The following is a 25,203-nucleotide window of genomic DNA, read 5'->3' as shown; positions in this document are numbered from 1 at the left end:
ATGGTCAGCTCCGCACACCGGGCCCTCGACGGCTTCTCCCCCGCGACCCGCGGCTGGTTCACGGGCGCCTTCTCCGCGCCCACCGCCGCCCAGGCGGGCGCGTGGCGGGCCATCGGTGAGGGCTCGGACGTGCTGGTGGTCGCCCCCACCGGCTCCGGCAAGACGCTGGCCGCCTTTCTCGCCGCCCTGGACGAGCTGGCCTCCACGCCCCCGCCGGCCGACCCCAGGAAGCGCTGCCGTGTGCTGTACGTCTCCCCGCTCAAGGCCCTGGCCGTCGACGTCGAGCGGAACCTGCGCAGTCCGCTGACCGGCATCCGCCAGGAAGCCGTCCGGCTCGGTCTGCCCGAGCCCGAGGTGAAGGTCGGCATCCGCTCGGGCGACACCCCGGCCGCCGAGCGCCGGGCCCTGTCCACCCGCCCTCCGGACATCCTGATCACGACGCCGGAGTCCCTGTTCCTGATGCTCACGTCGGCCACCCGCGACGCGCTGACCGGTGTGGAGACGGTCATCCTGGACGAGGTGCACGCGGTGGCGGGCACCAAGCGCGGCGCCCACCTCGCGCTCACCCTGGAGCGCCTGGACGAGCTGCTGCCGAAGCCGGCCCGCCGCATCGGCCTGTCGGCGACGGTCCGCCCGGTGGACGAGGTGGCCAGGTTCCTCGCCCCCCGCGGCAAGGTGGAGATCGTCCAGCCGGCCTCGGGCAAGGAGTTCGACCTCTCCGTCGTCGTCCCGGTGGAGGACCTGGGCGAGCTGGGCGGCTCCCCGGTCGCCGACGGCAACGAGGGCGCCGAACGCCCGTCGATCTGGCCGCACGTCGAGGAACGCATCACCGACCTCGTCCAGTCGCACCGCTCCACGATCGTCTTCGCGAACTCCCGGCGCCTCGCCGAGCGCCTGTGCAACCGGCTCAACGAGATCGCCTACGAGCGGGCGACCGGCGAACCCCTGGACGAGCACCACTCCCCCGCGCAGCTCATGGGCGGCTCGGGTGCCGCGCAGGGCGCCCCGCCCGTGATCGCCCGCGCCCACCACGGCTCGGTCTCCAAGGAGCAGCGCGCCCTCGTCGAGGAGGACCTCAAGGCGGGCCGCCTGCCCGCCGTGGTCGCCACGTCCAGCCTGGAGCTCGGCATCGACATGGGCGCCGTCGACCTCGTCGTCCAGGTCGAGTCCCCGCCCTCCGTCGCCTCCGGCCTCCAGCGCGTGGGCCGGGCGGGTCACCAGGTCGGCGCCGTCTCGACCGGCGTGGTCTTCCCGAAGTACCGCGGTGACCTGGTGCAGGCCGCCGTGGTCACCGAGCGGATGCGCAGCGGCGCCATCGAGGCCCTGCGGATCCCCGCGAACCCGCTGGACGTCCTGGCCCAGCAGCTCGTCGCGATGACCGCGCTGGACACCTGGCAGGTCGACGACCTGCTCGCCACCGTCCGCCGCGCCGCCCCCTTCGCCTCGCTCCCGGAGTCGGCGTTCACCGCCGTCCTCGACATGCTCGCCGGCCGGTATCCGTCCGACGCGTTCGCCGAACTGCGCCCGCGCGTGGTGTGGGACCGGGTCGCGGGCACCGTCACCGGCCGCCCGGGTGCCCAGCGCCTCGCCGTCACCTCCGGCGGCACGATCCCCGACCGCGGGCTCTTCGGCGTCTTCCTCGCCGGGGCCGACCCCAAGAAGGGCGGCGGCCGGGTCGGCGAGCTGGACGAGGAGATGGTGTACGAGTCCCGTGTCGGGGACGTCTTCACGCTCGGCACCAGTTCCTGGCGCATCGAGGACATCACGCGCGACCGCGTGCTGGTCTCCCCCGCTCCGGGTGTGCCGGGCAGGCTGCCGTTCTGGAAGGGCGACCAGCTCGGCCGCCCCCTCGAACTGGGCCGCGCGCTGGGCGCCTTCCTGCGCGAGGTCGGCTCCCTCGGCAAGGACGACGCCCGGCTGCGCCTGCTCACCGCGGGCCTGGACGCCTGGGCCGCGGACAACGTGCTGTCCTACCTCGACGAACAGCGCGAGGCCTGCGGCCACGTCCCCGACGACCGCACCATCGTCGTGGAGCGCTTCCGGGACGAGCTCGGCGACTGGCGCGTCGTCGTCCACTCCCCCTTCGGCGCCCAGGTCCACGCCCCCTGGGCGCTCGCGCTCGGCGCCCGCCTGTCCGAGCGGTACGGCATGGACGCCCAGGTCATGCACGCCGACGACGGCATCGTGCTGCGCCTGCCGGACGCCGACCTGATGAGCCTCGACCTGCTCGACCAGGACCCGGCCGGGCTCGGCCGGGAGTACGACGCCGGGCAGGCGCCGGTCGGCGCGGCCGACGTCGTCTTCGACAAGGGCGAGGTCGACCGGGTCGTCACCGACCAGGTGGGCGGATCGGCCCTGTTCGCGTCCCGTTTCCGCGAGTGCGCCGCCCGCGCGCTGCTGCTGCCCCGCCGCAGCCCCGGCAAGCGCACCCCGCTGTGGCAGCAGCGTCAGCGCGCCGCGCAGTTGCTCGAGGTGGCGAGCGAGTACGGCTCGTTCCCGATCGTGCTGGAAGCGGTCCGCGAGTGCCTCCAGGACGTCTTCGACGTGCCCGGCCTGGTCGAGCTGATGGGCGACCTGGAGTCCCGCAAGGTACGCCTGGTGGAGGTCACCACCCCGGAGCCGTCCCCCTTCGCCCGTTCCCTGCTGTTCGGGTACGTCGCCCAGTTCCTGTACGAGGGCGACTCTCCGCTGGCCGAGCGCCGTGCGGCCGCCCTGTCGCTGGACTCGCGGCTGCTGGCCGAGCTGCTCGGCCAGACGGAGCTGCGCGAACTGCTCGACGCGGACGTGCTCACCGAGCTGGAGCGCGAGCTGCAGTGGCTCACCGAGGACCGGCGCGTCAAGGACCCCGAGGGCGTCGCCGACCTGCTGCGGGTGCTCGGCCCGCTCACGGACGCCGAACTGGCGGAGCGCGGCGCGGAACCACCGTGGGCGCGGGAGCTGGCCTCGGCCCGCCGCGCGATCAGGGTCCGGATCGCCGGCGCGGACCACTGGGCGGCGATCGAGGACGCGGGCCGGCTGCGGGACGCGCTGGGCACGGCGCTGCCCGTCGGTGTGCCCGAGGCGTTCACCGAGCCGGTCAAGGACCCGCTCGGCGACCTCCTCGCCCGCCATGCCCGCACCCACGGCCCCTTCACCTCGGTCACCGCCGCGGCCCGCTTCGGACTGGGCGTCGCCGTGACCGAGGGCGCACTCCAGCGGCTCGCGGCGGCGGGCCGGGTCGTGCAGGGCGAGTTCCACCCGGCCGGGATCGGCCAGGAGTGGTGCGACGCGACCGTCCTGCGCAGGCTGCGCCGCCGTTCCCTGGCCGCGCTGCGGCACGAGCTGGAGCCGGTGCCGCCGGCCGCGCTCGGCCAGTTCCTGCCCCAGTGGCAGCACATCGGCAAGGGCCACGCGCTGCGCGGCATCGACGGGCTGGTGCGGGCGGTCGAGCAGTTGCAGGGCGCGGCCGTGCCCGCGTCGGCGCTGGAGAAGCTGGTCCTGCCGTCCCGCGTGGCGAACTACACGCCGGCGATGCTGGACGAGCTCACGGCGGCCGGCGAGGTGGTGTGGGCCGGAGCGGGTTCCCTGCCCGGCAAGGACGGCTGGGTCTCGCTCTATCTGGCGGACTCGGCCCCCTTGCTCCTGCCGCCCCCGCTCCCCCTGGAGACGACCGCCCTCCACCAGTCCGTGCTGGACGCCCTCTCCGGCGGCTACGGCCTGTTCTTCCGCCAGATCGCCGACCAGGTCCGCGCCACCACGCACCCGGACGCCACCGATCCGCAACTGGCCGACGCCCTGTGGGACCTGGCCTGGTCCGGCCGGCTGACGAACGACACCCTCTCGCCCCTGCGCTCCCTGCTGGGCTCGGGCCGCACCGCGGGCTCCACCGCCCACCGCGCCAAGCGCGCGGTGCCACGCGGACGCTACGGCTCGCTGACGGCCGCCGCCCGCGCCACCTCCCGCACCGGCCCTCCGACGGTGGCGGGTCGGTGGTCGCTGCTCCCGGCCCGCGAGGCCGACACCACGGTGCGCGCCCACGCCCTCGCCCGCACCCTGCTCGACCGGCACGGCGTGGTGACCCGCGGCGCCGTCGCAGCCGAGGGCGTCGAGGGCGGCTTCTCCGCGGTGTACCGCGTCCTGGCCGCCTTCGAGGAGAGCGGGCAGGCCCGGCGCGGGTATGTCGTGGAGGGGCTCGGCGCGGCCCAGTTCGCCATGGAGGGCGCCGTGGACCGGGTGCGCGCGGTCGCCAACGCCCGCGAGCGCGGCGACGGTCCACCGGGCCGCCCGGACTTCGGCGACGGCGGCCGGGGCCGTGCCGGCTCGCCCGACGGCACCCCGCCGGACGACTGGACCTCCGCCTTCGACGACTTCCCGGCCGGCGGCTACGGAGACGACGGCGCTCCCGGCCGTCTCGGCGACGGTCTCGCCCCCGCGGGGTCCTCCTCGCCGTACTCCTCGTACGGGGGCGACTACGACGAGCCCGGCGCCGGCGGCCCGCGGGGCGGGGGCGTCCAGGGCGGCTTCGGTGTCTCCCGCGGCGCGTACGACGTCGGTTTCCCCGGCCGGCGCGGACGCCCCTCCCCCGCCTCCCGGGCCGTCGTACTGGCCGCCGCCGACCCGGCGAACGCCTACGGCGCCGCCCTGAGCTGGCCCGAGCCGCCGCCCGGGGCCACGCACAAGCCGGGCCGCAAGGCGGGTTCCCTGGTGGTGCTGGTGGACGGGGAGCCGGCGCTCTACATGGAGCGCGGCGGCAAGACCCTGCTGCTGTGGCCCTCCGCCCCGGACGGCCCGCCGGCCGGGGATCCCGCTCTGCGCGCGGCGACGGAGGCGCTCGCCGAGGCCGCCCGCGCGGGCTCCCTCGGCACGGTCACGGTGGAACGCGTCAACGGCGAGACCGCCCTGACGTCCCCCCTCGGCCCGCTGCTGGAGGAGGCCGGGTTCATCGCGACCCCGCGCGGCCTGCGCATCAGGGCGTGAGCCTGTCACCCTTGACCCATGCCCGAAGGAGACACGGTCTGGCAGGCCGCCAAGAGGCTGCACGACGCGCTGGCCGGCCAGGTGCTGACCCTCAGCGACTTCCGCGTGCCCCGGTACGCGACGGTCGACCTCACCGGCCGCACCGTCCTGGACGTCACCCCCCGGGGCAAGCACCTGCTCACCCGCGTCGAGGGCGGTCTGACGGTGCACTCGCACCTCAGGATGGACGGTTCCTGGAAGGTGTTCGCCGCGGGGCAGCGCTGGAGCGGCGGACCCGCCCACCAGATCCGCGTCGTCCTCGGCACCGCCGACCACACGGCCGTCGGCTACCGCCTGCCGGTGCTGGAGGTGCTGCGCACCGCCGACGAACAGCGCGCCGTCGGCCATCTCGGCCCGGACCTGCTGGGCCCCGACTGGGACCCCGGGCAGGCCCTGGCCAACCTCCGGGCGGACCCGGCGCGTCCCCTCGGTGAGGCCCTGCTCGACCAGCGCAATCTCGCCGGGATCGGCAACGTCTACAAGTGCGAGCTGTGCTTCCTGCTCGGCGTCACCCCCTGGCTCCCGGTGGGCGAGCTGCCCGCCGACCGGACCGCCAGGCTCCCCGCGCTCGCCAGGAGACTCCTGGAGGCCAACCGCGACCGGCCGGTCCGCCGCACGACGGGCCTGCGCGGCCACGACCTGTTCGTCTACGGCCGCGCCCCGCGCCCGTGTCTGCGCTGCGGGACGTCCGTCCGCGTCGCCGACCAGGGCGACGGATCCCGCGAGCGGCCCACCTACTGGTGCCCCGCCTGCCAGACGGGCCCCGCCCCACGCCGGGGCGGCTTCACGGGTGCCGGGCGTCGAAGGACGGGCACATGACACCCCCACCGGCCAAGGGCACAGGGGCCGCACCGCCGGGACGACCACGGGCGTAGCTCCGACCGAGAAGAGCCTGCACCCACGCCGAAGGCCCGGCAGAACAACGGCGGCAGACGAGCCGAGCCCCGGCAGGACGGCAGGAACACCCCCGCCGCACCCCCTGCGGAGCGACTGCGGCACACCACCGAGCCCCCGCCCCTCACTCCCCCGGCCCCGCCCCGGACCGCCCGGCCTCCGCCCCGTCCCGGGAACCCCGTGACACCGCGGGACGCACCGTCGTCCGAAGGGCCCGGCGCCACCGTCCCGGCCCCACGGCACCCACCGCCCGGCTGCGCGGCACACAGTGCACGGGCAGCACGCTCAGCCCCCACCCGCCGACCGCGACGGCGCCCTCGACCGGGCCCGCGGCGGGCACCAGCGCGAGACGCAGCACGGCCCACCACCAGAGCGCGCCGAGCCCCAGCCCGGCCGCCCGGCGCACGGTCGCCGACGTCATCCGTTTTCGGCTTGGAACATCCAATGCTGCTTCTCGAGATCGGCGGTGATCTGGATGAAGATGTCCTGGCTCACGGGATCCGGCTCACCGGTCGTCGTGATCCGCTCCCGCATCCGGGCGATCACCGCGCCCAGGGCGTCCACCATCGACTGCACCGCCGCGCTGTCGTCGACCCAGCCCTCCGGCGTCACCCCGATACCGCTGCCCACGGCCACCGTGGCGGCCCGGCCGTCCGGTGACACACCGAGCGCCGAGGCACGCTCGGCCACTGTGTCGGAGTGGGTACGCGCGGTGGCGACGACCTCGTCGAGCTGGAGGTGCACGGAGCGGAAGCGCGGCCCGACGACGTTCCAGTGGATCTGCTTGGCCACCAGGCCGAGGTCCACCAGGTCGACGAGGGCGCCCTGCAACGCCTCGGAGACGATCTTCAGATCCGCATCGGTCAACGGGCTCTTGACGACGTACATCCGCACCTCCGTCGGTTCGCCCCCCGCTCATCCCCTCCACGATGACCGCCGCGCCGGTGACCGGCAAACCGGCGCACACGCCGCCCGCCGGCGCCTGCCCGGGCACGCAAAAACCCCGACCGCACCCCTCCGGTCGCCCGGAGAGGCCCTGGCCGGGGCCTCGTACGTTCGTGTGCCGTCGCTCAGGCGGCGACGACGCCCACCGCTTCCGCGGGCGCCTTGATGGTCACCCGTTCCGGTGGCACACCGGTCACCGACACGGAACCCAGCATGGGGCGCACCGGCGCGGGCACGGACTCGCTGGGAGTGGCCGCTGCGGACTGGGCCAGCTCCGCGAGGGCGAGTTCGTCGCTCACTTCTCGCATGAGTTCGGACATCCGTACGTCCAGCGCGTCGCAGATGGCGGACAGCAGCTCGGAGGACGCCTCCTTCTGCCCCCGCTCCACCTCGGAGAGATAGCCGAGTGAGACTCGGGCGGACGAGGAGACTTCGCGCAGAGTACGGCCCTGGCGTTGGCGCTGCCGACGCAGCACGTCACCCAGCAGGCGACGGAGCAGAATCATCGGTGGCTCCCTCCTCGGACCGCGTAGCCGCATCCTTCACGCCCCACCGTACCGCCTCGCGCCGCGGCCGTGCGGGGAGCGATGTCGTGTTCACTCAGGGCTGCAAACATCAAAACCCCCCGTTCCGTTCCGTATCCTGTGCCCGCTCATTCCCGGTCTGTTCGCCCGCAAGCTCCCTCAAAAGGAGTGCCAGCACGCTCCGTACACTCTCCATACGAATTTCCGCGCGGTCGCCGTTCAACCGCAGCGCCTCCACTTTTCCGCCAGGGGCGGATCGGTCAGATGATGCCAAAGGTCCGTCGACGGCCACGTAGACCGTCCCCACCGGCTGCCCGTCCTGGGGGTCGGGGCCGGCGACACCCGTCGTCGCGATGCCCCAGTCGGACCCCAGCGCCTCGCGCACACCGGCCGCCATCTCCGCGGCGACCCGCGGGTCCACCGCTCCCCTGGCCGCCAGCAGCTCGGCGTCGACGCCGAGCAGTTCCCGCTTGAGTTCCGTGGCGTAGGCGGTCACCGAACCGCGGAAGACCTTCGACGCCCCGGGGACCGAGGTGATCCCGGCCGCCACCAGCCCACCGGTCAGCGACTCGGCGATCGCAAGGGTCTGCCCCTTCGCCGTGAGCAGTCGCACCACGTCGGCGGCTGTGGAACTCACCCTTCAGTCTCCCTCAACGCCGCTCTGCGCTCCGCCATTCCCTGCCGGCGCAGGACGATGGCCTGCTTCACGTAGTCCAGCCCGGTCACCACGGTCAGCACGACCGCCGCCGCCATCACCCAGAACCTCAGGGTGGCCAGCGGCCCCGTCAGGGCCAGGACGTACATGCCGACGGCCACGCCCTGGGTGAGGGTCTTCAGCTTGCCGCCGCGGCTCGCGGGGATGACGCCGTACCGGATGACCAGGAAACGCAGCAGGGTGATCCCCAGCTCCCGGCCCAGGATGACGGCCGTCACCCACCACGGCAGGTCGCCCAGCGCGGACAGACAGATCAGCGCCGCCCCCATGATCGCCTTGTCGGCGATGGGGTCGGCGATCTTCCCGAAGTCGGTGACGAGGTTGTAGGTGCGGGCCAGATGCCCGTCGAAGAGGTCGGTGATCATGGCGATGGCGAAGGCCGCCCAGGCGAACGAACGCCAGGCCGGGTCGTACCCGCCGTTGCCCAGCAGCAGCGCGACGAACGCCGGCACCAGGAGCAGCCTCAGCATCGTCAGCAGGTTGGCGACGTTCCACACGCTCGCCTGGTTGACGGCCGCAGCCGCGATCTTCCCGCTCCGCCCGGCGGCACCGCCCTCGGTCGCGCCCCGCTCCGCGGAGGCACCCGGAGCCCTGCGGTCCGCCGCTTCCTGCGAGGACGCTCCCGTGGCGCCGCGCGGCCCGGTCCGCGGCGTGCTGGAGGAGCCGCCCGCCGCGGACGCCGGGACTCCGGTCATCTGGCCGCCTCCTCGCTCCGCGGGGGCGTGCCCGGCAGCGGCTCGGCCACCAGGTCGACACCCTCCGTACCGACCACCTTCGCGTCGACCATACGACCGGGACGGAGACCTTCGCCGCTCGTGAGGAGCACCTGGCCGTCCGTCTCCGGCGCCTGGTGCGCCGCGCGCCCGTGGACACCCTCCTCCTCGTCCACGGACTCCACGAGTACCCGCACGGTCGATCCCACGCGCTCCTCGGCCCGCTGCGAGACGAGTTCCTCGGCGAGTCGGGACACGCGTGCCAGCCGCTCGGCGACGACGTCCTCGTCCAGCTTGCCGTCGTACGTGGCGGCCTCGGTGCCCTCCTCGTCGGAGTAGCCGAAGACCCCGATGGCGTCGAGCCGGGCGTGGTTGAGGAACCGCTCCAGCTCCGCGAGGTCGGCCTCGGACTCGCCCGGGAAGCCGACGATGAAGTTGGAGCGCACACCGGCCTCGGGGGCCTTGCTCCGGATGGTGTCCAGCAGTTCCAGGAAGCGGTCGGTGTCGCCGAAGCGGCGCATCGCGCGCAGCACGTTCGGCGCGGAGTGCTGGAAGGACAGGTCGAAGTAGGGCATGACCTTCGGCGTGGAGGTCAGCACGTCGATGAGGCCGGGGCGCATCTCGGCCGGCTGGAGGTAGCTGACCCGCACCCGCTCGATGCCGTCGACTTCGGCCAGCTCGGGCAGCAGCGACTCGAGCAGGCGGATGTCGCCGAGGTCCTTGCCGTAGGAGGTGTTGTTCTCGGAGACCAGCATGATCTCCTTGACGCCCTGCTCGGCCAGCCACCGCGTCTCGTTCAGGACGTCGCTGGGGCGGCGCGAGATGAAGGAGCCGCGGAAGGAGGGGATGGCGCAGAAGGAGCAGCGCCGGTCGCAGCCGGAGGCCAGCTTCACCGAGGCGACCGGGGAGCCGTCCAGGCGGCGGCGCAGGGGTGCGCGCGGACCGGAGGCGGGGGCGACGCCCTCGGGCAGGTCGGCCGGGCCGTGCCCGGGCAGCGCGACGGAGACGCCGGCCTCCTGACGCTCGGCGGGGCTGATCGGCAGGAGCTTGCGCCGGTCGCGCGGGGTGTGGGCGGCGTGGACGCCGCCGCTGAGGATGGTCTGGAGCCGGTCGGAGATGTCGGCGTAGTCGTCGAAGCCGAGGACGCCGTCGGCCTCCGGGAGGGCCTCGGCGAGTTCCTTGCCGTACCGCTCGGCCATGCAGCCCACGGCGACCACGGCCTGGGTTCTTCCGTGGCCCTTGAGGTCGTTGGCCTCCAGGAGGGCGTCCACGGAGTCCTTCTTGGCGGCCTCGACGAAGCCGCACGTGTTCACGACGGCGACGTCCGCTTCCTCGGCGTCCTCCACGAGCTTCCAGCCGTCCGCCTCCAGACGGCCTGCGAGCTCCTCCGAGTCCACCTCGTTACGGGCGCAGCCAAGGGTGACGAGTGCGACGGTACGGCTTTCAGGCATGGGCTCAAGACTACTTCGTCCCGCCGACGCCCCACGTCGACGGGGTTGGCCGATCCCGGCCAACCCCGTACGCGCTCGTCCCTCCCGGGCCGCTCATCCGACCTGCGGATCGCCCTTCGTGTACGTCAGGCGCTCCACGGCACCCGGCCGGAAGTCGTCCTCGATCTTCTTGCCGTTGACGTACAGCTCGATGGCACCGGCGTCACCGAGGACGAGGTCGACCTTCTCGTTGTCCTGGAAGGTCTTGGAATCGCCCCGTTCGAGCAGGCCGTCGAAGAGCAGCCGGCCGCTGTGGTCCTTGGCCGAGATCCAGCTGCGTCCCTCGGGGGCGCTGACCTTGACGGTCACCTTGTCGCGGGGCGCGGCGGCGATCGCGCTGTCGGTCGGGTCGGGCTTCGGGTCGGTGGGCTTCTTGGGCTGGGCCGTCGCCGGGGCCGACTTCCCGGCCGTCGGCCGGGCGCCCTCGGCGACGCTCGCCTCGGAGCCGCCTTCGTCGCCGCCCTTGACGAGCGTGAACCCGACGAAGCCGATCACGACGACGATCGCGGCGACCATGGCCGCGGTCCAGTTGGGGCCGCGCCGCTCGGGACGGATCCGTTCCGCCTCGAACAGGGGCGCGGCCGGCGTGGCCGCCGGACGTCCGCCGTGCTCGGCGTCGTACTGCGCGACGAGCTCGGCAGGGTCGAGCCGGACGGCCTTGGCCAGCGTTCTGATGTGCCCGCGGGCGTACACGTCGCCGCCGCAGGGCGTGAAGTCGTCCGCCTCGATGGCCTGCACGATGGCGACCCTCACGCGGGTGGCGCCGCTGATGTCGTCGACGGTCAACCCGGCGGCGACGCGGGCCTGTTGCAGGGCGCGGCCGACGGAGGGGCGGGCTTCCTCGGATACGTCGTGGGACACGTCTTCGGTCGGACGCTCGTCTTCAGGGGAGTTGCCGATGGACACGGGGGCGCCTTTCGAGCGTTTAGCCGCCTGTGCTGGACGTTCAGTCTAGGGGGGGTACGAACGGGTGGGGCAACCGGACGGGGGGACTTGTACGCCATCGGTATGCGTTCGTGTCCCGACGGCGGTGTACCTCTTTGCCCCTTCCCCCAAGTTGACGTACGGGGTGGGGAAACGGTTGCCCGGGGAACCCCGGCGGGTGGGGCGGGGCCGGCCCGCCGACCGCGGTGACCGGCCGCGCGAGGGCCCCGCGCGCCCCCTCGCCGGCCCCTCGGACCTACCCCTCGGACTCGCCCCGGATCACCGCCAGCACACCGTCGAGCTCGTCCGCCTTCACCAGGACGTCCCGCGCCTTCGAGCCCTCGCTCGGTCCGACGATGTTCCGCGACTCCATCAGGTCCATCAGCCGTCCCGCCTTGGCGAAGCCGACGCGCAGCTTGCGCTGGAGCATGGACGTCGACCCGAACTGCGTGGAGACGACCAGTTCGACCGCCTGGCACAGCAGGTCGAGGTCGTCGCCGATGTCCTCGTCGATCTCCTTCTTCTGCTTGGTGCCGACGACGACGTCGTCCCGGAAGACGGGCGCCATCTGCTCCTTGCAGTGCCGGACGACGGCCGCGACCTCCTCCTCCGTCACGAAGGCGCCCTGCATACGGGTCGGCTTGTTCGCGCCCATCGGCAGGAAGAGGCCGTCGCCCTTGCCGATCAGCTTCTCGGCGCCGGGCTGGTCGAGGATGACGCGGCTGTCGGCGAGCGAGGACGTGGCGAAGGCCAGCCGCGAGGGCACGTTCGCCTTGATCAGACCGGTGACCACGTCGACGGACGGCCGCTGCGTGGCGAGCACCAGGTGGATGCCGGCCGCGCGCGCGAGCTGCGTGATCCGCACGATCGCGTCCTCGACGTCCCGCGGCGCGACCATCATCAGGTCGGCCAGCTCGTCCACGATCACCAGCAGGTACGGGTACGGCTGGAGCTCGCGCTCACTGCCCTCGGGCGGCTTGACCCTGCCCTCGCGCACGGCCCGGTTGAAGTCGTCGATGTGCCGGTAGCCGTAGGCCGCGAGGTCGTCGTAACGCAGGTCCATCTCGCGCACCACCCACTGGAGGGCCTCGGCGGCCCGCTTCGGGTTGGTGATGATCGGCGTGATCAGGTGCGGGATGCCCTCGTACGCGGTCAGCTCGACCCGCTTGGGGTCGACGAGGATCATCCGGACGTCCTCCGGGGTCGCCCGCATCATGATCGAGGTGATCAGGCAGTTGATGCAGGACGACTTGCCGGAACCGGTGGCGCCGGCGACCAGCATGTGCGGCATCTTCGCCAGGGAGTGCATCACGTAGCCGCCCTCGACGTCCTTGCCGAAGGCGACCAGCATCGGGTCGTCGTCCTCGGCGGACTCCGCGAGTCGCAGCACGTCGCCGAGGTTGACCATCTCCCGGTCGGTGTTGGGGATCTCGATGCCGACCGCGGACTTGCCGGGGATCGGGCTGATGATCCGCACGTCGGGGCTGGCGACGGCGTACGCGATGTTCTTGGTCAGCGCCGTGATCCGCTCGACCTTCACGGCGGGGCCGAGCTCGACCTCGTACCGCGTGACCGTCGGGCCCCGGGTGAAGCCCGTGACGGCCGCGTCGACCTTGAACTCGGTGAAGACGGTGGTCAGTGAGTCGACCACGGCGTCGTTGGCGGCGCTGCGCGCCTTCCCGGGCCCGCCGCGCGTGAGGAGGTCCAGGGCCGGCAGGGAGTACGTGATGTCCCCGGAGAGCTGGAGCTGCTCGGCGCGCGGCGGCAGTTCGCGCTCCTGCGGGGGCGGGGTCTTGGTGAGGTCGGGAACGCCTCCGGCGGCCGGGGTCCGCTCGGCGGCGTCCTTCCTGAGCTTGCCCGGCTGCGGCCGCGCGGCCGGCACCGGCGTGGGGGTGGTGGGCTCGCGGTCCCCGGTGCCCACGCCCTGGGTGAGGTCGGCGACCAGCGGCGACGGCGGCATCCCGTGGAGCACGGCGCCGTCGAGCGCGGCTGCCGCCGCGGCGGCGACGTCCACGGCGTCCATCGGCCGGTTCCCGTCGGGCTGCGGCGCGGCGGACCGGCGGGGCCGGGCGCGGCGCCGGGCGAGCGCCTCCTGCTCGACGCCGTCGGGGTCGTACGGCTCGGCGGCCGGGGCACCGCGCCTGCGGGGACGCGCGGGAAGCGCCTCGCGCCACTGCTCGTCGTAGCGCTCGTCGTCGTCGGTGAAGTCCTCCGCCACGGGGTCGCTGACGAGGCCGAGCCGCACGCCGAGCTGCCGCAGCCGCTGCGGGACGGCGTTGACGGGGGTGGCGGTGACGACCAGGAGCCCGAAGACGGTGAGCAGCACCAGCAGCGGCACGGCCAGCACGTCGGTCATCGTGTACGACAGGGGGGTCGCCGCGCCCCAGCCGATCAGGCCGCCGGCGTCCCTTATGGCCTGCATGCCGGCGCTGCGGGCCGGGGATCCGCAGGCGATGTGGACCTGGCCGAGCACGCCGATGACGAGGGCGGACAGGCCGATGACGATCCGGCCGTTGGCCTCGGGCTTCTCGGGGTGCCGGATCAGCCGGACGGCGACGGCACCGAAAAGGATCGGGGCGAGCAGGTCGAGCCGGCCGAAGGCCCCGGTCACCAGGATCTCGACGAGGTCGCCGACGGGGCCCTTCAGGTCGGCCCAGGTACCGGCGGCGACGATCAGCGCGATACCGAGGAGCAGCAGGGCGACGCCGTCCTTGCGGTGGGCCGGGTCGAGGTTCCTCGCGCCCTGGCCTATGCCTCGGAAGACCGCGCCGACGGCGTGCGCGATGCCGAGCCAGAGGGCGCGTGCGATGCGGTAGACACCGCCGGTGGGGCTGGGTGCCGGGGCGGCCGGGGCCCTCTTCGCCGCGGTCTTCCTGGCGGGCGCCTTCTTGGCGGGGGCCTTTTTCGCTGCGGCCTTCTTCGCCGGGGCCTTCGCGGGAGCCGCCGCCTTCTTGGCGGGCTGCTTCTTGGCTGCGGAGGGACGTGAGGCCATAGGTGTGAGGTTACCGGGGGAGACGGCTGTCGACACGTGTGCCTGCCGCTTCACCCGTTCGTGTCGCCGGCCCGTGGGTACGGAACTGACGGCGCGGGTACGGGCGCTGACACGCCCTCACGGAACGACGCGCCGCGCGACTCAGGTGACCGCTGCCGGGCCTTCGGAGGAACCCGGCTCGAGGGCGTCCAGCGCTCGCCGCAGGCCCGTGAGCTTGCGCTCCAGATGCGCGGCCGTGGCCACCGCCGCCGCGTCCGCGGACTCGTCACCGAGCTGTTTGGAGAGCGCTTCGGCCTGTTCCTCGACGGCCGCCAGCCGCGCCGACAGTTCGGCGAGCAGCCCCGCCGGCTCCTTGGGCTCGGTGCCCGCGGCCCTGCCGCCGCCCTCCAACTGGAGGCGCAGCAGCGCCGCCTGCTCGCGGAGCTGGCAGTTCTTCATGTACAGCTCGACGAAGACGGAGACCTTCGCGCGCAGCACCCACGGGTCGAACGGCTTGGAGATGTAGTCCACCGCGCCGGCCGCGTACCCGCGGAAGGTGTGGTGCGGGCCGTGGTTGATCGCCGTGAGGAAGATGATCGGGATGTCCCGCGTCCGCTCCCGCCGCTTGATGTGGGCCGCGGTCTCGAAACCGTCCATGCCCGGCATCTGGACGTCCAGCAGAATCACCGCGAAGTCGTCCGTGAGCAGCGCTTTGAGCGCTTCCTCCCCGGACGATGCCCGCACCAGCGTCTGATCGAGCGCCGAGAGGATCGCCTCCAGCGCCAGCAGATTCTCCGGCCGGTCATCGACCAGGAGGATCTTGGCCTTCTGCACCATGGCCCGCCCTCCTCGCCCCGGCGTGGGGCCTCCCCTGTCCGCAGGACTTGGGACAGCACCGGCGGGCGCCGCCCCAGGGGACGACTCCCTTGCGCCGCCCGTCCTTGTGCCGGTCATCGTAGCCGCACCCCGCCCGTCGCCACACCCTGTCACCGCGATGTCACTGTGCACATAGCAGAAACGCGGCGGGAGACCAGAAGGTTCCCCCGATTCCGCGCCTCTACACGGCTCCGGGCACACCGGGACGGCGACTTCGGGTGAACGGCGGGGTTCCCGCCGTGCTCCCCCACACCACGTTCGCACACCGCCCGGACGTGCCGCTCACCCCTCCCGCATCCACTGGTCCATCACCGTCAGCAGGTGGTCGGGGTCGACGGGCTTGGTGACGTAGTCGGAGGCCCCCGACTCGATCGCCTTCTCCCGGTCGCCCTTCATCGCCTTGGCGGTCAGCGCGATGATCGGCAGCCCCGCGAACTGGGGCATCCGGCGGATCGCCGTGGTTGTCGCGTACCCGTCCATCTCGGGCATCATGATGTCCATCAGGACCACCGCGACGTCCTCGTGCTGCTCCAGGACCTCGATGCCCTCCCGGCCGTTCTCGGCGTACAGCACGGACAGACCGTGCTGCTCCAGGACGCTGGTGAGGGCGAAGACGTTGCGGATGTCGTCGTCGACGATGAGCACCTTCTGGCCGCCGAACCGGATACCGCGGTGCGGGCGCGGCGCCGGCTCCCGCTCGCCCTCGGGCCGCTGCTCCGGCGCGGCGATCTGCTCCCCGGACTCCGGCACGGACCTGCGCCGGCGCCGGAACAGCGCGCCGGCACCGTGCCGCGCGTCCTGGTACGACTGCGCCTCGGTCTGCGTCTCCCCCGTCGCCGCCGGCAGCTCGGGCAGCCGCTCGGGAGCGTTCGCGGCCGCCAGCAGCTCACCCGCCTCCAGGGCGGCGGACTGCTGGTATCCGTGCGGGGGAAGTTCGCTCGGGTGCAGCGGCAGGTACAGCGTGAACGTCGAACCGCGGCCCGGCTCGCTCTGCGCGTGGATCTCACCGCCGAGGAGCTGCGCGATCTCCCGCGAGATGGACAGCCCGAGGCCCGTGCCGCCGTACTTGCGGCTGGTGGTGCCGTCGGCCTGCTTGAACGCCTCGAAGATCACCCGCATCTTGCTGGCCGCGATCCCGATACCCGTGTCGCTCACGGAGAACGCGATCAGCTCGCCGTTCGGGTCGGTCATCGAACCGGCCTCCAGCAACTGCTCCCGGATGGCCTGCGGCACGTCGTCCCGCGCCGGCCGGATGACCAGCTCGACCGCTCCGGAGTCGGTGAACTTCACCGCGTTGGACAGCAGGTTGCGCAGCACCTGGAGGAGCCGCTGCTCGTCGGTGTGGAGGGTGGCGGGCAGCTCCGGCGACACCCGCACCGACAGGTCGAGGCCCTTCTCCGCGGTCAGCGGCCGGAAGGTGGCCTCCACGTAGTCGACGAGCTGGACGAGCGCGATCCGTGTCGGGGAGACGTCCATCTTGCCCGCCTCGACCTTCGACAGGTCGAGGATGTCGTTGATGAGCTGGAGCAGGTCGGATCCGGCGCCGTGGATGGTCTCCGCGAACTCGACCTGCTTCGGGGAGAGGTTCGCGTCGGCGTTGTCGGCGAGCAACTTGGCCAGAATGAGCAGGGAGTTGAGCGGCGTACGCAACTCGTGCGACATGTTGGCCAGGAACTCGCTCTTGTAGCGCATGGAGACCGCGAGCTGCTCGGCGCGCTCCTCCAGGACCTGCCGGGCCTCCTCGATCTCGGTGTTCTTCACCTCGATGTCGCGGTTCTGCTGCGCCAGCAGCTCGGCCTTCTCCTCCAGCTCGGCGTTGGACGACTGGAGGGCCTTCTGCCGCTGCTCCAACTCCGCCGACCGCTCGCGCAGTTGCTCGGTCAGCTCCTGCGACTGCTTCAGCAGCACCTCCGTCTTGGTGTTGACGGAGATCGTGTTGACGCTCGTCGCGATCATCTCGGCGATCTGGTTGAGGAAGTCCTTCTGGATCTGCGTGAACGGGGTGAAGGACGCCAGCTCGATGACGCCGAGCACCTTCCCCTCGAACAGCACCGGCAGGACGATCACCTGGGCCGGCGGCGCCTCCCCGAGGCCGGAGGAGATCTTCAGATAGCCGGTCGGCGCCTTCTCCACGAGGATCGTGCGCTTCTCCTGGGCGGCCGTCCCGACCAGCGCCTCCCCCGGACGGAACGACGTCGGCATCGAGCCCATCGAGTAGCCGTACGACCCCAGCATCCGCAGCTCGTACTGGTCGTCGTGGTCGGCGGCGAGCTCCTGGCCGTCCACCAGCGGCATGGCGAGGAAGAACGCGCCGTGCTGCGCGGAGACCACCGGCGTCAGCTCGCTCATGATCAGCGAGGCCACGTCCTGGAGGTCCCTGCGTCCCTGCATCAGCGCCGAGATGCGGGCGAGATTGCCCTTGAGCCAGTCCTGCTCCTTGTTGGCGATCGTGGTGTCGCGCAGGTTGGCGATCATCTTGTTGATGTAGTCCTGGAGCTCCTGGATCTCCCCGGAGGCGTCCACGTCGATCTTCAGATTCAGGTCGCCTCGCGTCACCGCGGTCGCCACGCGCGCGATGGCACGCACCTGCCGGGTCAGATTCCCGGCCATCTCGTTCACGGACTCGGTCAGGTCCCGCCAGGTGCCGTCCACGTCCCGCACCCGCGCCTGCCCGCCGAGCTGGCCCTCCGTACCCACCTCGCGGGCCACCCGGGTCACCTCCTCCGCGAAGGAGGAGAGCTGGTCGACCATCGTGTTGATCGTGGTCTTCAGCTCGAGGATCTCACCGCGCGCGTCGATGTCGATCTTCTTGGTCAGGTCGCCCTTGGCGATGGCGGTCGTGACCATGGCGATGTTGCGCACCTGACCGGTCAGGTTGGACGCCATCTGGTTCACCGACTCGGTGAGGTCCTTCCACGTACCGGAGACACCCGGCACGTGCGCCTGACCGCCGAGGATGCCGTCCGTACCCACCTCGCGGGCCACCTTGGTGACCTGGTCGGCGAACGAACTCAGCGTCTTCACCATGGTGTTGAAGGTCTCGGCGAGCTGCGCGACCTCACCGCGCGCCTCGATCGTCACCGTCCGCGTCAGGTCGCCGTTGGCGACCGCGGCGGCCACCTGGGAGATGTTCCTCACCTGCACGGTGAGGTTCTTCGCCATCAGGTTGACGTTGTCGCTGAGGTCCTTCCAGATGCCCACGACGCCCGGCACGTGCGCCTGACCGCCGAGGATGCCCTCGGTGCCCACCTCACGGGCCACCCGCGTGACCTGCTCCGCGAAGGACGAGAGCTGGTCGACCATCGTGTTGACCGTCGTCACCAGTTCGAGGATCTCGCCCTTGGCGTCGACGGTGATCTTCTTCGACAGGTCGCCCTTGGCGACGGCCGTGGTCACCTCGGCGATGTTGCGGACCTGCATGGTCAGGTTGTTGGCCATGCCGTTCACGGACTGCGTGAGGTCCTTCCAGGTGCCGGAGACACCCTGCACCTCCGCCTGGCCGCCCAGGATGCCCTCGGTGCCCACCTCACGGGCCACGCGCGTGACCTCCTGGGCGAACGACGAGAGCTGGTCCACCATCGTGTTCAGCGTGTTCTTCAGCTCCAGGATCTCCCCGCGCGCGTCCACGGTGATCTTCTGGGACAGGTCACCGCGGGCGACCGCCGTGGCGACCTGCGCGATGTTGCGGACCTGCGCGGTGAGGTTGCCGGCCATGCCGTTCACCGAGTCGGTCAGGTCACGCCACACACCGGCGACCCCGGGCACCTGCGCCTGACCGCCGAGGCGCCCCTCCGTGCCCACCTCGCGCGCGACGCGGGTGACCTGTTCGGCGAACGACGAGAGCTGGTCCACCATCGTGTTGATGGTGTTCTTGAGCTCCAGGATCTCCCCGCGCGCGTCGACGTCGATCTTCTGGGACAGGTCACCGCGCGCCACGGCCGTCGTCACCTGCGCGATGTTGCGCACCTGGGACGTCAGGTTCCCCGCCATCGAGTTGACGGAGTCCGTGAGCTCCTTCCACGTGCCCGACACGCCGTCCACCCGGGCCTGACCGCCGAGCCGGCCCTCCGTGCCCACGTCCCGCGCCATCCGCGTGACCTGGTCGGCGAAGCTGGAGAGCTGGTCCACCATCGTGTTCACGGTGTTCTTGAGCTGGAGCATCTCGCCGGAGACGTCCACGGTGACCTTCTGCGACAGATCACCGTTGGCCACCGCCGTCGTCACCTGGGCGATGTTCCGCACCTGACCGGTGAGGTTGCGGAACGCCGTGTTGACGGAGTCCGTGAGGTCCTTCCAGGTGCCCGCCGCGCCCGGCACCTGCGCCTGGCCGCCCAGCTCGCCCTCGACACCGACCTCCCGGGCCACCCGCGTGACCTCGGCACCGAAGGCGGAGAGCTGGTCCACCATGGTGTTGACGGTGTTCTTCAGCTCCAGCATCTCGCCGGCCACGTCGACGGTGACCTTCTGCGACAGATCACCGTTGGCCACCGCCGTCGTCACGGCGGCGATGTCCCGCACCTGCGTGGTCAGGTTCCGGAAGACCGTGTTCACCGAATCGGTGAGGTCCTTCCACGTACCCGCCGCGCCCGGCACGTTCGCCTGGCCGCCGAGCCGCCCCTCGGCACCGACCTCGTTGGCCACGCGCGTGACCTCGTCCGCGAAGATCCGCAGTGTCTCGGTCATCTGATTGATCGTCTCGGCGAGCTGCGCGACCTCGCCGCGGGCCGGCACCGTCACCTTCCGCGACAGGTCACCGTTGGCGACCGCGGTCGTCACCTCGGAGATCCCGCGCACCTGGGCGGTGAGATTGCCGGCCATGGTGTTGACGGAGTCGGTGAGCTCCTTCCACACCCCGGCCACCCCGGGCACCTGGGCCTGACCGCCGAGGGCGCCCTCGGTGCCCACCTCCCGGGCGACGCGTGTCACCTCCGAGGAGAAGGCGGACAGCTGGTCCACCATCGTGTTGACGGTGTTCTTCAGCTCCAGCATCTCGCCGGCCACGTGCACCGTGACCTTCCGCGACAGGTCGCCCTTGGCCACCGCCGTCGTCACCAACGCGATGTCCCGCACCTGCGCCGTCAGCCGGTAAGCCATAGTGTTGACGGAGTCCGTGAGGTCCTTCCACGAGCCGGACATGCCGCGCACCTGCGCCTGCCCGCCGAGCTTGCCCTCGGTGCCGACCTCGCTGGCCACGCGCGTGACCTCGTCCGTGAACGTCGACAACTGGTCGACCAGGTTGTTCACGGTCCGCCCGACCTTCAGGAACTCGCCGCGCAGCGGGTGCCCCGCCCCGTCCGGCGCCTGCGCCCGCAGCTCCATGCGGGGCGACAGATCGCCGTCCGCCACCGCCGACAGCACCCGGCCGACCTCGGAGACGGGACGTACGAGGTCGTCCACGAGCGCGTTCGAGTTGTCGATGGCCGCCGCCCAGGACCCCTCGCAGGCCCCCGTCTCCAGCCGCTCGGTGAGCTTGCCCTCGCGTCCGACCATCCGGCGCACCCGCGCCAGTTCGCCGGTGAGGTGCAGATTGCGCGCGGCCACCTCGTTGAAGACCGCGGCGATCTCCGACATCACGCCGTCCCCGGACACCGTGAGCCGCTTGCGGAAATTGCCCTCCCGCATGGCCACGAGGGCCGCGAGCAGCCGGTTGAGCGCCGCGGTGTCGACCGTGGTCGTCCCACCGCGTGTCCTGCCCTGCTTACTCAGGGACTGTCCGCCTTTCGCGCGCGTCTTCGTGGCCCGCGTCGCTGCGCCAGACTCCACTGTGTCCCTCCCGCAGGGGTCGACCGTTACCGCTGTGCCCGGTGCACCTCACGGTGCCCGGTTACTACCGTGTGCTTCCCGTGCCGCCGGACCGCCGCCAGGGCTGCTGCCCGTCCTGCCCGGCCGGCATGCGGCCTGCCGGGACGCACACAGGAAGCCTGCCCAGTGTTTCACCCCGGCCGAACCAGGCCATAACAGTTCGGCAGCTTCGCACATCGTCCGCACACCCTCTGGGCGGAAACACTGCAGACCGGCATCCGCGAGGGCGGTGTAGGTAAGTAACCTTGCATGCGGCTGTCCAGCCGTGCCGGTTCTGTCCGGCCTGGACGGTGGTACGGAGACGAGCGGGCACGGAGGGGCGGCCGGACACATGACCACCGGACTGATCCCGGGGGAGCAGCCCCCGGATCCCGGGCCGACGGACGGCCTGCCGCAGCAGCGGCACGAGCCGGCCGGCCACGAAGGTGTGCACGTGCACGTGGAGAGAGGGTCGAGGAGTTCTGTGATCACCGCGCGCGCGGCCGCCAGTTTCGAGCCCGTCGGACGATCGGTGGCGAGCGCACGTTCCTTCGTCCGCGACACGCTCCAGGGCTGGGGCCACGCCGACGTCGTGGACGACGCGGTGGTGCTCACCAGCGAGCTGGTGACCAATGCGGTGGTGCACGCGGGCACTTCCGCCGACGTCGTCTGCCTGCGCAGCGACGACGGCGTACGCATCGAGGTGGCCGACCGCTACCCGGAGCGCGAGGTGCCGATCCAGGGTTCGGCCGTCAACATGGGCAGCCCCGACCGCGAGGGCGGCCGCGGTCTCCAGCTCTGCGCCGCCCTGGCCGGCCGCTGGGGCGTCGAGTACACGCCCACGCACAAGAACGTCTGGTTCCAGCTCGCCCTGCCCGACCGCCCGGTCGGCACCCGCAGCGCCGGCCCCTCCCTCCCCGCGGAGCTGCTGCCGGTCGCCGACGGCCGCGTCCGCGTCGCCGTCGTCCAGATCGACCGCACCGGCGCCATCACCGCCTGGAACGAGGACGCCGAGGAACTCTTCGGCTACCCGGCCGAGCAGGTCACCGGCAAGCCCCTGACCGACCTCGCCGCCTGGCCGCACACCCCGGGCACCAGCACCGGCGTCGTCGAGGCGCTCGAGCTCTCCCGCTGGGAGGGCAGCTACGGCATAAGGCGAGCCGACGGCCGGGTCACGCCGGTCTACGCCTCCCACCTGCGCGTCCGGGACGCCGGCGGCGAGCCCTCCACGGTCTGCCTCCTCGTGCGGGACCACGAGCGCGCCGTGCTGCAGACGCCCCTGCGGGTGCCCGCCTCCGACACCGGCTCCTCCTCCGAGGGCCAGAGCACCGACCCGTTCGAGGTGTTCATCGGCTCACCCGCCCCGGACGACCTCGACGGCCTCCTCCAGCGCACGGTCGAACGCGCCCGCGACATGCTGGACGCCGACGCGGCGTTCCTGCTGCTGGCGACCGACGACGAGACGGAGCTGGAGGTCCGCGCCTCCACCGGTCTGCCCTCCGCCCGCCAGCGCTTCGCCCGCGTCCCCGTCGAGGCGGGCCCCGGCCGCTACGGCTCGGCGCGCATGCCCGCCGTCCACGACGACCTCACGGCGGTCCCCGGTGCCGTCCCGCTGCTGAACGGCACGGGGATGCGCTCCGTCGTCACCGTCCCGCTCAAGGTCGAGGGCCGTCTCACCGGTTCCCTCGGTGTCGCCGCGGAGTCCGCGGGCCGCTACTCCAACGAGGAGGCGCTGCGCCTCCAGTTCGCCGCGGACCGCATCGCCCTGGCCGTCGAGTCCGCCCGCCTGGGCGAGCTGGAGCGCCTGCGCCGCGGCTCGCTCAGCTTCCTCGTCGAGGCGTCCGACCTCCTCGCCGGCACCCTGGACCGCGATCAGACGCTGGCCCTGATGGCACAGATGACGGTCCCGACCCTGGCCACCTGGTGTGCCGTCTACACGATCGCCGACCAGGCCTCGGAGCCGTATCTCTCGTACGTCCTGCACGAGGACGAGGAGTTGATCGACGGCATCAAGTCCCTCCTCTCCAAGATCTCCCCGCCCGATCCGGTGCCCACCCCGGGCGCCCGGGTCTGGTCGGCGCCCGGCGAGGTCGCCCACCAGGCGGCGCTGCGCACGTCCATGCGCAGCCTGGGCCTGAGCGGCGGCCCCACCGGGCAGGTCAGCTCCGGCATCGGCCCGACGCTGGCCACGGCCTCCGCCGTCGGCGGCGAGACGGTGGTCCTCCCCCTGGTGGCCCGCAACCGCGTCATCGGCATGCTCACTCTCGGCAAGCCCGCCGACGAGCACTTCCGCCAGGAGATCCTGGAGCTGGCCGAGGATCTGTCCCGCCGCGCCGCCCTGGCCCTGGACAACGCCCGCCTGTACTCGGAGCGCACGGCGATCAGCCAGTCCCTCCAGCGCAGCCTGCTGCCGCCCGAGCTGCCCCTGATCGACGGCGTCGAGGTGGAGGTCATCTACCGCGCGGCCGGCGAGGGCAACGAGGTCGGCGGCGACTTCTACGACCTGTTCCCCATCAGCGACGGCGCCTACGGCTTCGCCATCGGCGACGTCTGCGGTACGGGCCCGAACGCGGCGGCCGTCACGGGCCTGGCCCGGCACGCCCTGCGCCTGCTCGCCCGGGAGGGCCTGAGCGGTCCCGCTGTCCTGGAGCGTCTCAACTCGGCCATCCTCGACGAGGGCGCACGCAGCCGCTTCCTCACCCTGCTCTACGGCGAGATGCGCCCGCAGGAGGACGGCAGCGCCGAGCTGAAGGTCGTCTGCGCCGGCCACCCCCTGCCGCTGCGCCTGCGCCAGGACGGCACGGTGGAACCGGCAGCCGAACCCCAGCCGCTGCTCGGCGTGATCGAGGACCTGGAGCTCTACGAGCAGACGGTCACCCTCGACCCGGGCGATGTCCTGCTCTGCGTCACGGACGGCGTGACGGAGCGCCGTGAGGGCAGCCGCATGCTGGGCGACGACGGCCTCGCCGACGTCCTCACCACCTGCACGGGCCTGACGGCGGGCGCGGTGGCGGCCCGCATCATGCGCGCCGTGGAGCGTTTCGCGTCGGACGCCCCGTCGGACGACATGGCGATCCTCGCCATGCGCGTACCGGAGCCCCACACGGACTGAGCCACCGGATCAGGGCATGAGAAAGCCCCGCCCGAATGGGCGGGGCCTTTCCGCTGTGGAGCCCCCAAACGGAATCGAACCGTTGACCTTCTCCTTACCATGGAGACGCTCTGCCGACTGAGCTATAGGGGCCTGTCGCCTTTTCGAGGTTTCCCTCGCGGCAACGGAATAGATCATACCCCGAACACCGGGGTGCTCCCAACACGGTTCTCAGAGCGCCGGCTGAAGAAGCCCGCCCAGCGCGTTGCACGCCGACACGATCCTCTGCATGTCCCGTTTCGTCAGCGCCGCTTCCACGGGCAGCGCGAGCGTTTCGTCGGCCGCCCGTTCCGTCTCCGGCAGCGAGACACAGGCCCGGAAGCCGGGCATGCGGTGCACAGGCGTCTTCACCGGTACGCGGCACTCGACTCCCCTGCCCCGTACGGCGCGGGCGAACGCGTCCCGGTCGGGCCGGCCGTTGCCGGGAACACGCACGACGTACTGCTGGTAGGTGTGCCCGTCGCCCCCGTCCGGGGTGCGCACCCCCTTCAACTTGCCGTCCAGATAAGCCGCCCGCTGCCTGCGCTGCGCTATCTCGTCGTAGGGCGCCTCGGACTCCCCGTGCTCCAGTACGAGCAGGCCGTGCCGCTGTCCGACCTCGTGCAGCCGGGCCATGTCCGCCGGCCGCCCGAAGCGGTGTACGACGACGACGGCCGCGGTCCGTGGAGTCAGCGCCGCCTCCACCGCGGAGGTGTCGAGGCAGTACGTCGCCGGATCTATGTCGGCGAACACCGGCGTCGCACCGACCTGCACCACGGCCTCGGCGATCTCCGCGTTCCCGAAGGCGGGGACGACGATCTCGTCACCGAGCCCGACGCCGGCGGCCCTGAGCATTGCAGCAGTACCCATGCCGACGATGGTGGTTGCGCAATGTGAACGTCAAGTGACGCACAACAAAAAAGGGTTGGACCCCGAACCGAAGTCCGGGGTCCAACCCTTTTTGAAGAATTGTTCGGCGGCGTCCTACTCTCCCACAGGGTCCCCCCTGCAGTACCATCGGCGCTGTAAGGCTTAGCTTCCGGGTTCGGAATGTAACCGGGCGTTTCCCCTACGCTATGACCACCGAAACACTATGAAACAGACAACCAACCGGGACCAACACGGTCAGATTGTTCGTGGTTTCAGAACCAACACAGTGGACGCGAGCAACTGAGGACAAGCCCTCGGCCTATTAGTACCGGTCACCTCCACACCTCACGGTGCTTCCAGATCCGGCCTATCAAC

The 25,203-nt window shown here is 72.0% G+C and carries 14 protein-coding genes, 1 tRNA gene and 1 rRNA gene; 3 read left to right on the top strand and 13 right to left on the bottom strand.

Annotated elements, in window-relative coordinates; genetic code table 11:
- The gene (locus tag ACH499_RS12020; RefSeq protein WP_399015194.1) at nucleotides 1-4,956 is read left to right on the top strand and encodes an ATP-dependent helicase; all 4,956 of its coding nucleotides are present in this window, start codon (nucleotides 1-3) and stop codon (nucleotides 4,954-4,956) included.
- An 18-nt stretch (nucleotides 4,957-4,974) separates the two neighbouring features.
- Nucleotides 4,975-5,814 carry an Fpg/Nei family DNA glycosylase gene (locus ACH499_RS12015; protein ID WP_399015192.1) on the top strand — a complete coding sequence of 280 codons (840 nt, stop codon included), beginning with the start codon at nucleotides 4,975-4,977 and terminating at the stop codon, nucleotides 5,812-5,814.
- Nucleotides 5,815-6,013: 199 nt separating this feature from the next.
- Here ACH499_RS12015 and ACH499_RS12010 read toward each other — a convergent pair whose 3' ends face one another.
- The 10 genes from ACH499_RS12010 to ACH499_RS11965 form a co-directional block, all read right to left on the bottom strand.
- A complete protein-coding gene (locus ACH499_RS12010; RefSeq protein WP_399015190.1) occupies nucleotides 6,014-6,310 on the bottom strand; it encodes a hypothetical protein in 297 nt (98 codons plus the stop codon).
- Nucleotides 6,307-6,777, bottom strand: coding sequence for a Dps family protein (locus ACH499_RS12005; protein WP_399015187.1), 471 nt, complete (start codon nucleotides 6,775-6,777; stop codon nucleotides 6,307-6,309). Before ACH499_RS12005 ends, ACH499_RS12010 begins: the two co-directional genes overlap by 4 nt.
- A 182-nt stretch (nucleotides 6,778-6,959) precedes the next feature.
- Nucleotides 6,960-7,340 carry a helix-turn-helix transcriptional regulator gene (locus ACH499_RS12000; RefSeq protein WP_356203158.1) on the bottom strand — a complete coding sequence of 127 codons (381 nt, stop codon included), beginning with the start codon at nucleotides 7,338-7,340 and terminating at the stop codon, nucleotides 6,960-6,962.
- Nucleotides 7,341-7,449: 109 nt separating this feature from the next.
- Nucleotides 7,450-7,995, bottom strand: coding sequence for a CinA family protein (locus tag ACH499_RS11995; protein ID WP_356203156.1), 546 nt, complete (start codon nucleotides 7,993-7,995; stop codon nucleotides 7,450-7,452).
- Nucleotides 7,992-8,768, bottom strand: a complete 777-nt coding sequence (gene pgsA, locus ACH499_RS11990) for a CDP-diacylglycerol--glycerol-3-phosphate 3-phosphatidyltransferase (RefSeq protein WP_399015184.1) — start codon at nucleotides 8,766-8,768, stop codon at nucleotides 7,992-7,994. Before pgsA ends, ACH499_RS11995 begins: the two co-directional genes overlap by 4 nt.
- Nucleotides 8,765-10,237, bottom strand: a complete 1,473-nt coding sequence (gene rimO / locus ACH499_RS11985) for a 30S ribosomal protein S12 methylthiotransferase RimO (protein WP_399015182.1) — start codon at nucleotides 10,235-10,237, stop codon at nucleotides 8,765-8,767. Before rimO ends, pgsA begins: the two co-directional genes overlap by 4 nt.
- 93 nt (nucleotides 10,238-10,330) lie before the next feature.
- The gene (locus ACH499_RS11980; RefSeq protein WP_399015180.1) at nucleotides 10,331-11,182 is read right to left on the bottom strand and encodes a helix-turn-helix domain-containing protein; all 852 of its coding nucleotides are present in this window, start codon (nucleotides 11,180-11,182) and stop codon (nucleotides 10,331-10,333) included.
- A gap of 274 nt (nucleotides 11,183-11,456) precedes the next feature.
- Nucleotides 11,457-14,192: a DNA translocase FtsK gene (locus ACH499_RS11975; RefSeq protein ID WP_356203149.1), complete on the bottom strand. Its 2,736-nt coding sequence runs from the start codon at nucleotides 14,190-14,192 to the stop codon at nucleotides 11,457-11,459.
- A gap of 141 nt (nucleotides 14,193-14,333) precedes the next feature.
- Complete coding sequence (locus ACH499_RS11970; protein WP_365593854.1) at nucleotides 14,334-15,008, bottom strand: response regulator; 675 nt, start codon at nucleotides 15,006-15,008, stop codon at nucleotides 14,334-14,336.
- A 321-nt stretch (nucleotides 15,009-15,329) separates the two neighbouring features.
- Nucleotides 15,330-20,810 (bottom strand): HAMP domain-containing protein, encoded by a 5,481-nt coding sequence (locus tag ACH499_RS11965; RefSeq protein ID WP_399015177.1) that lies wholly within the window; start codon nucleotides 20,808-20,810, stop codon nucleotides 15,330-15,332.
- 370 nt (nucleotides 20,811-21,180) lie between these two features.
- Here ACH499_RS11965 and ACH499_RS11960 point away from each other — a divergent pair, with 370 nt between their 5' ends.
- Complete coding sequence (locus ACH499_RS11960; protein WP_399015175.1) at nucleotides 21,181-23,940, top strand: SpoIIE family protein phosphatase; 2,760 nt, start codon at nucleotides 21,181-21,183, stop codon at nucleotides 23,938-23,940.
- 56 nt (nucleotides 23,941-23,996) lie between these two features.
- Here ACH499_RS11960 and ACH499_RS11955 read toward each other — a convergent pair.
- From ACH499_RS11955 to rrf, 3 genes are all read right to left on the bottom strand, one after another.
- Nucleotides 23,997-24,072, bottom strand: a tRNA-Thr gene (locus tag ACH499_RS11955).
- Nucleotides 24,073-24,150: 78 nt separating this feature from the next.
- Complete coding sequence (locus ACH499_RS11950; RefSeq protein WP_399015508.1) at nucleotides 24,151-24,813, bottom strand: DegT/DnrJ/EryC1/StrS family aminotransferase; 663 nt, start codon at nucleotides 24,811-24,813, stop codon at nucleotides 24,151-24,153.
- Nucleotides 24,814-24,929: 116 nt separating this feature from the next.
- A 5S ribosomal RNA gene (gene rrf, locus ACH499_RS11945) occupies nucleotides 24,930-25,046 on the bottom strand.
- Nucleotides 25,047-25,203: the final 157 nt, after the last annotated feature.

The organism is Streptomyces sp. NPDC018947 (assembly GCF_044390505.1).
In the GTDB taxonomy this organism is placed as follows: Bacteria; Actinomycetota; Actinomycetes; order Streptomycetales; family Streptomycetaceae; genus Streptomyces.
Note: the sequence above shows the minus strand (reverse complement) of the source record. Positions and strands in the feature narration are given on the sequence as shown.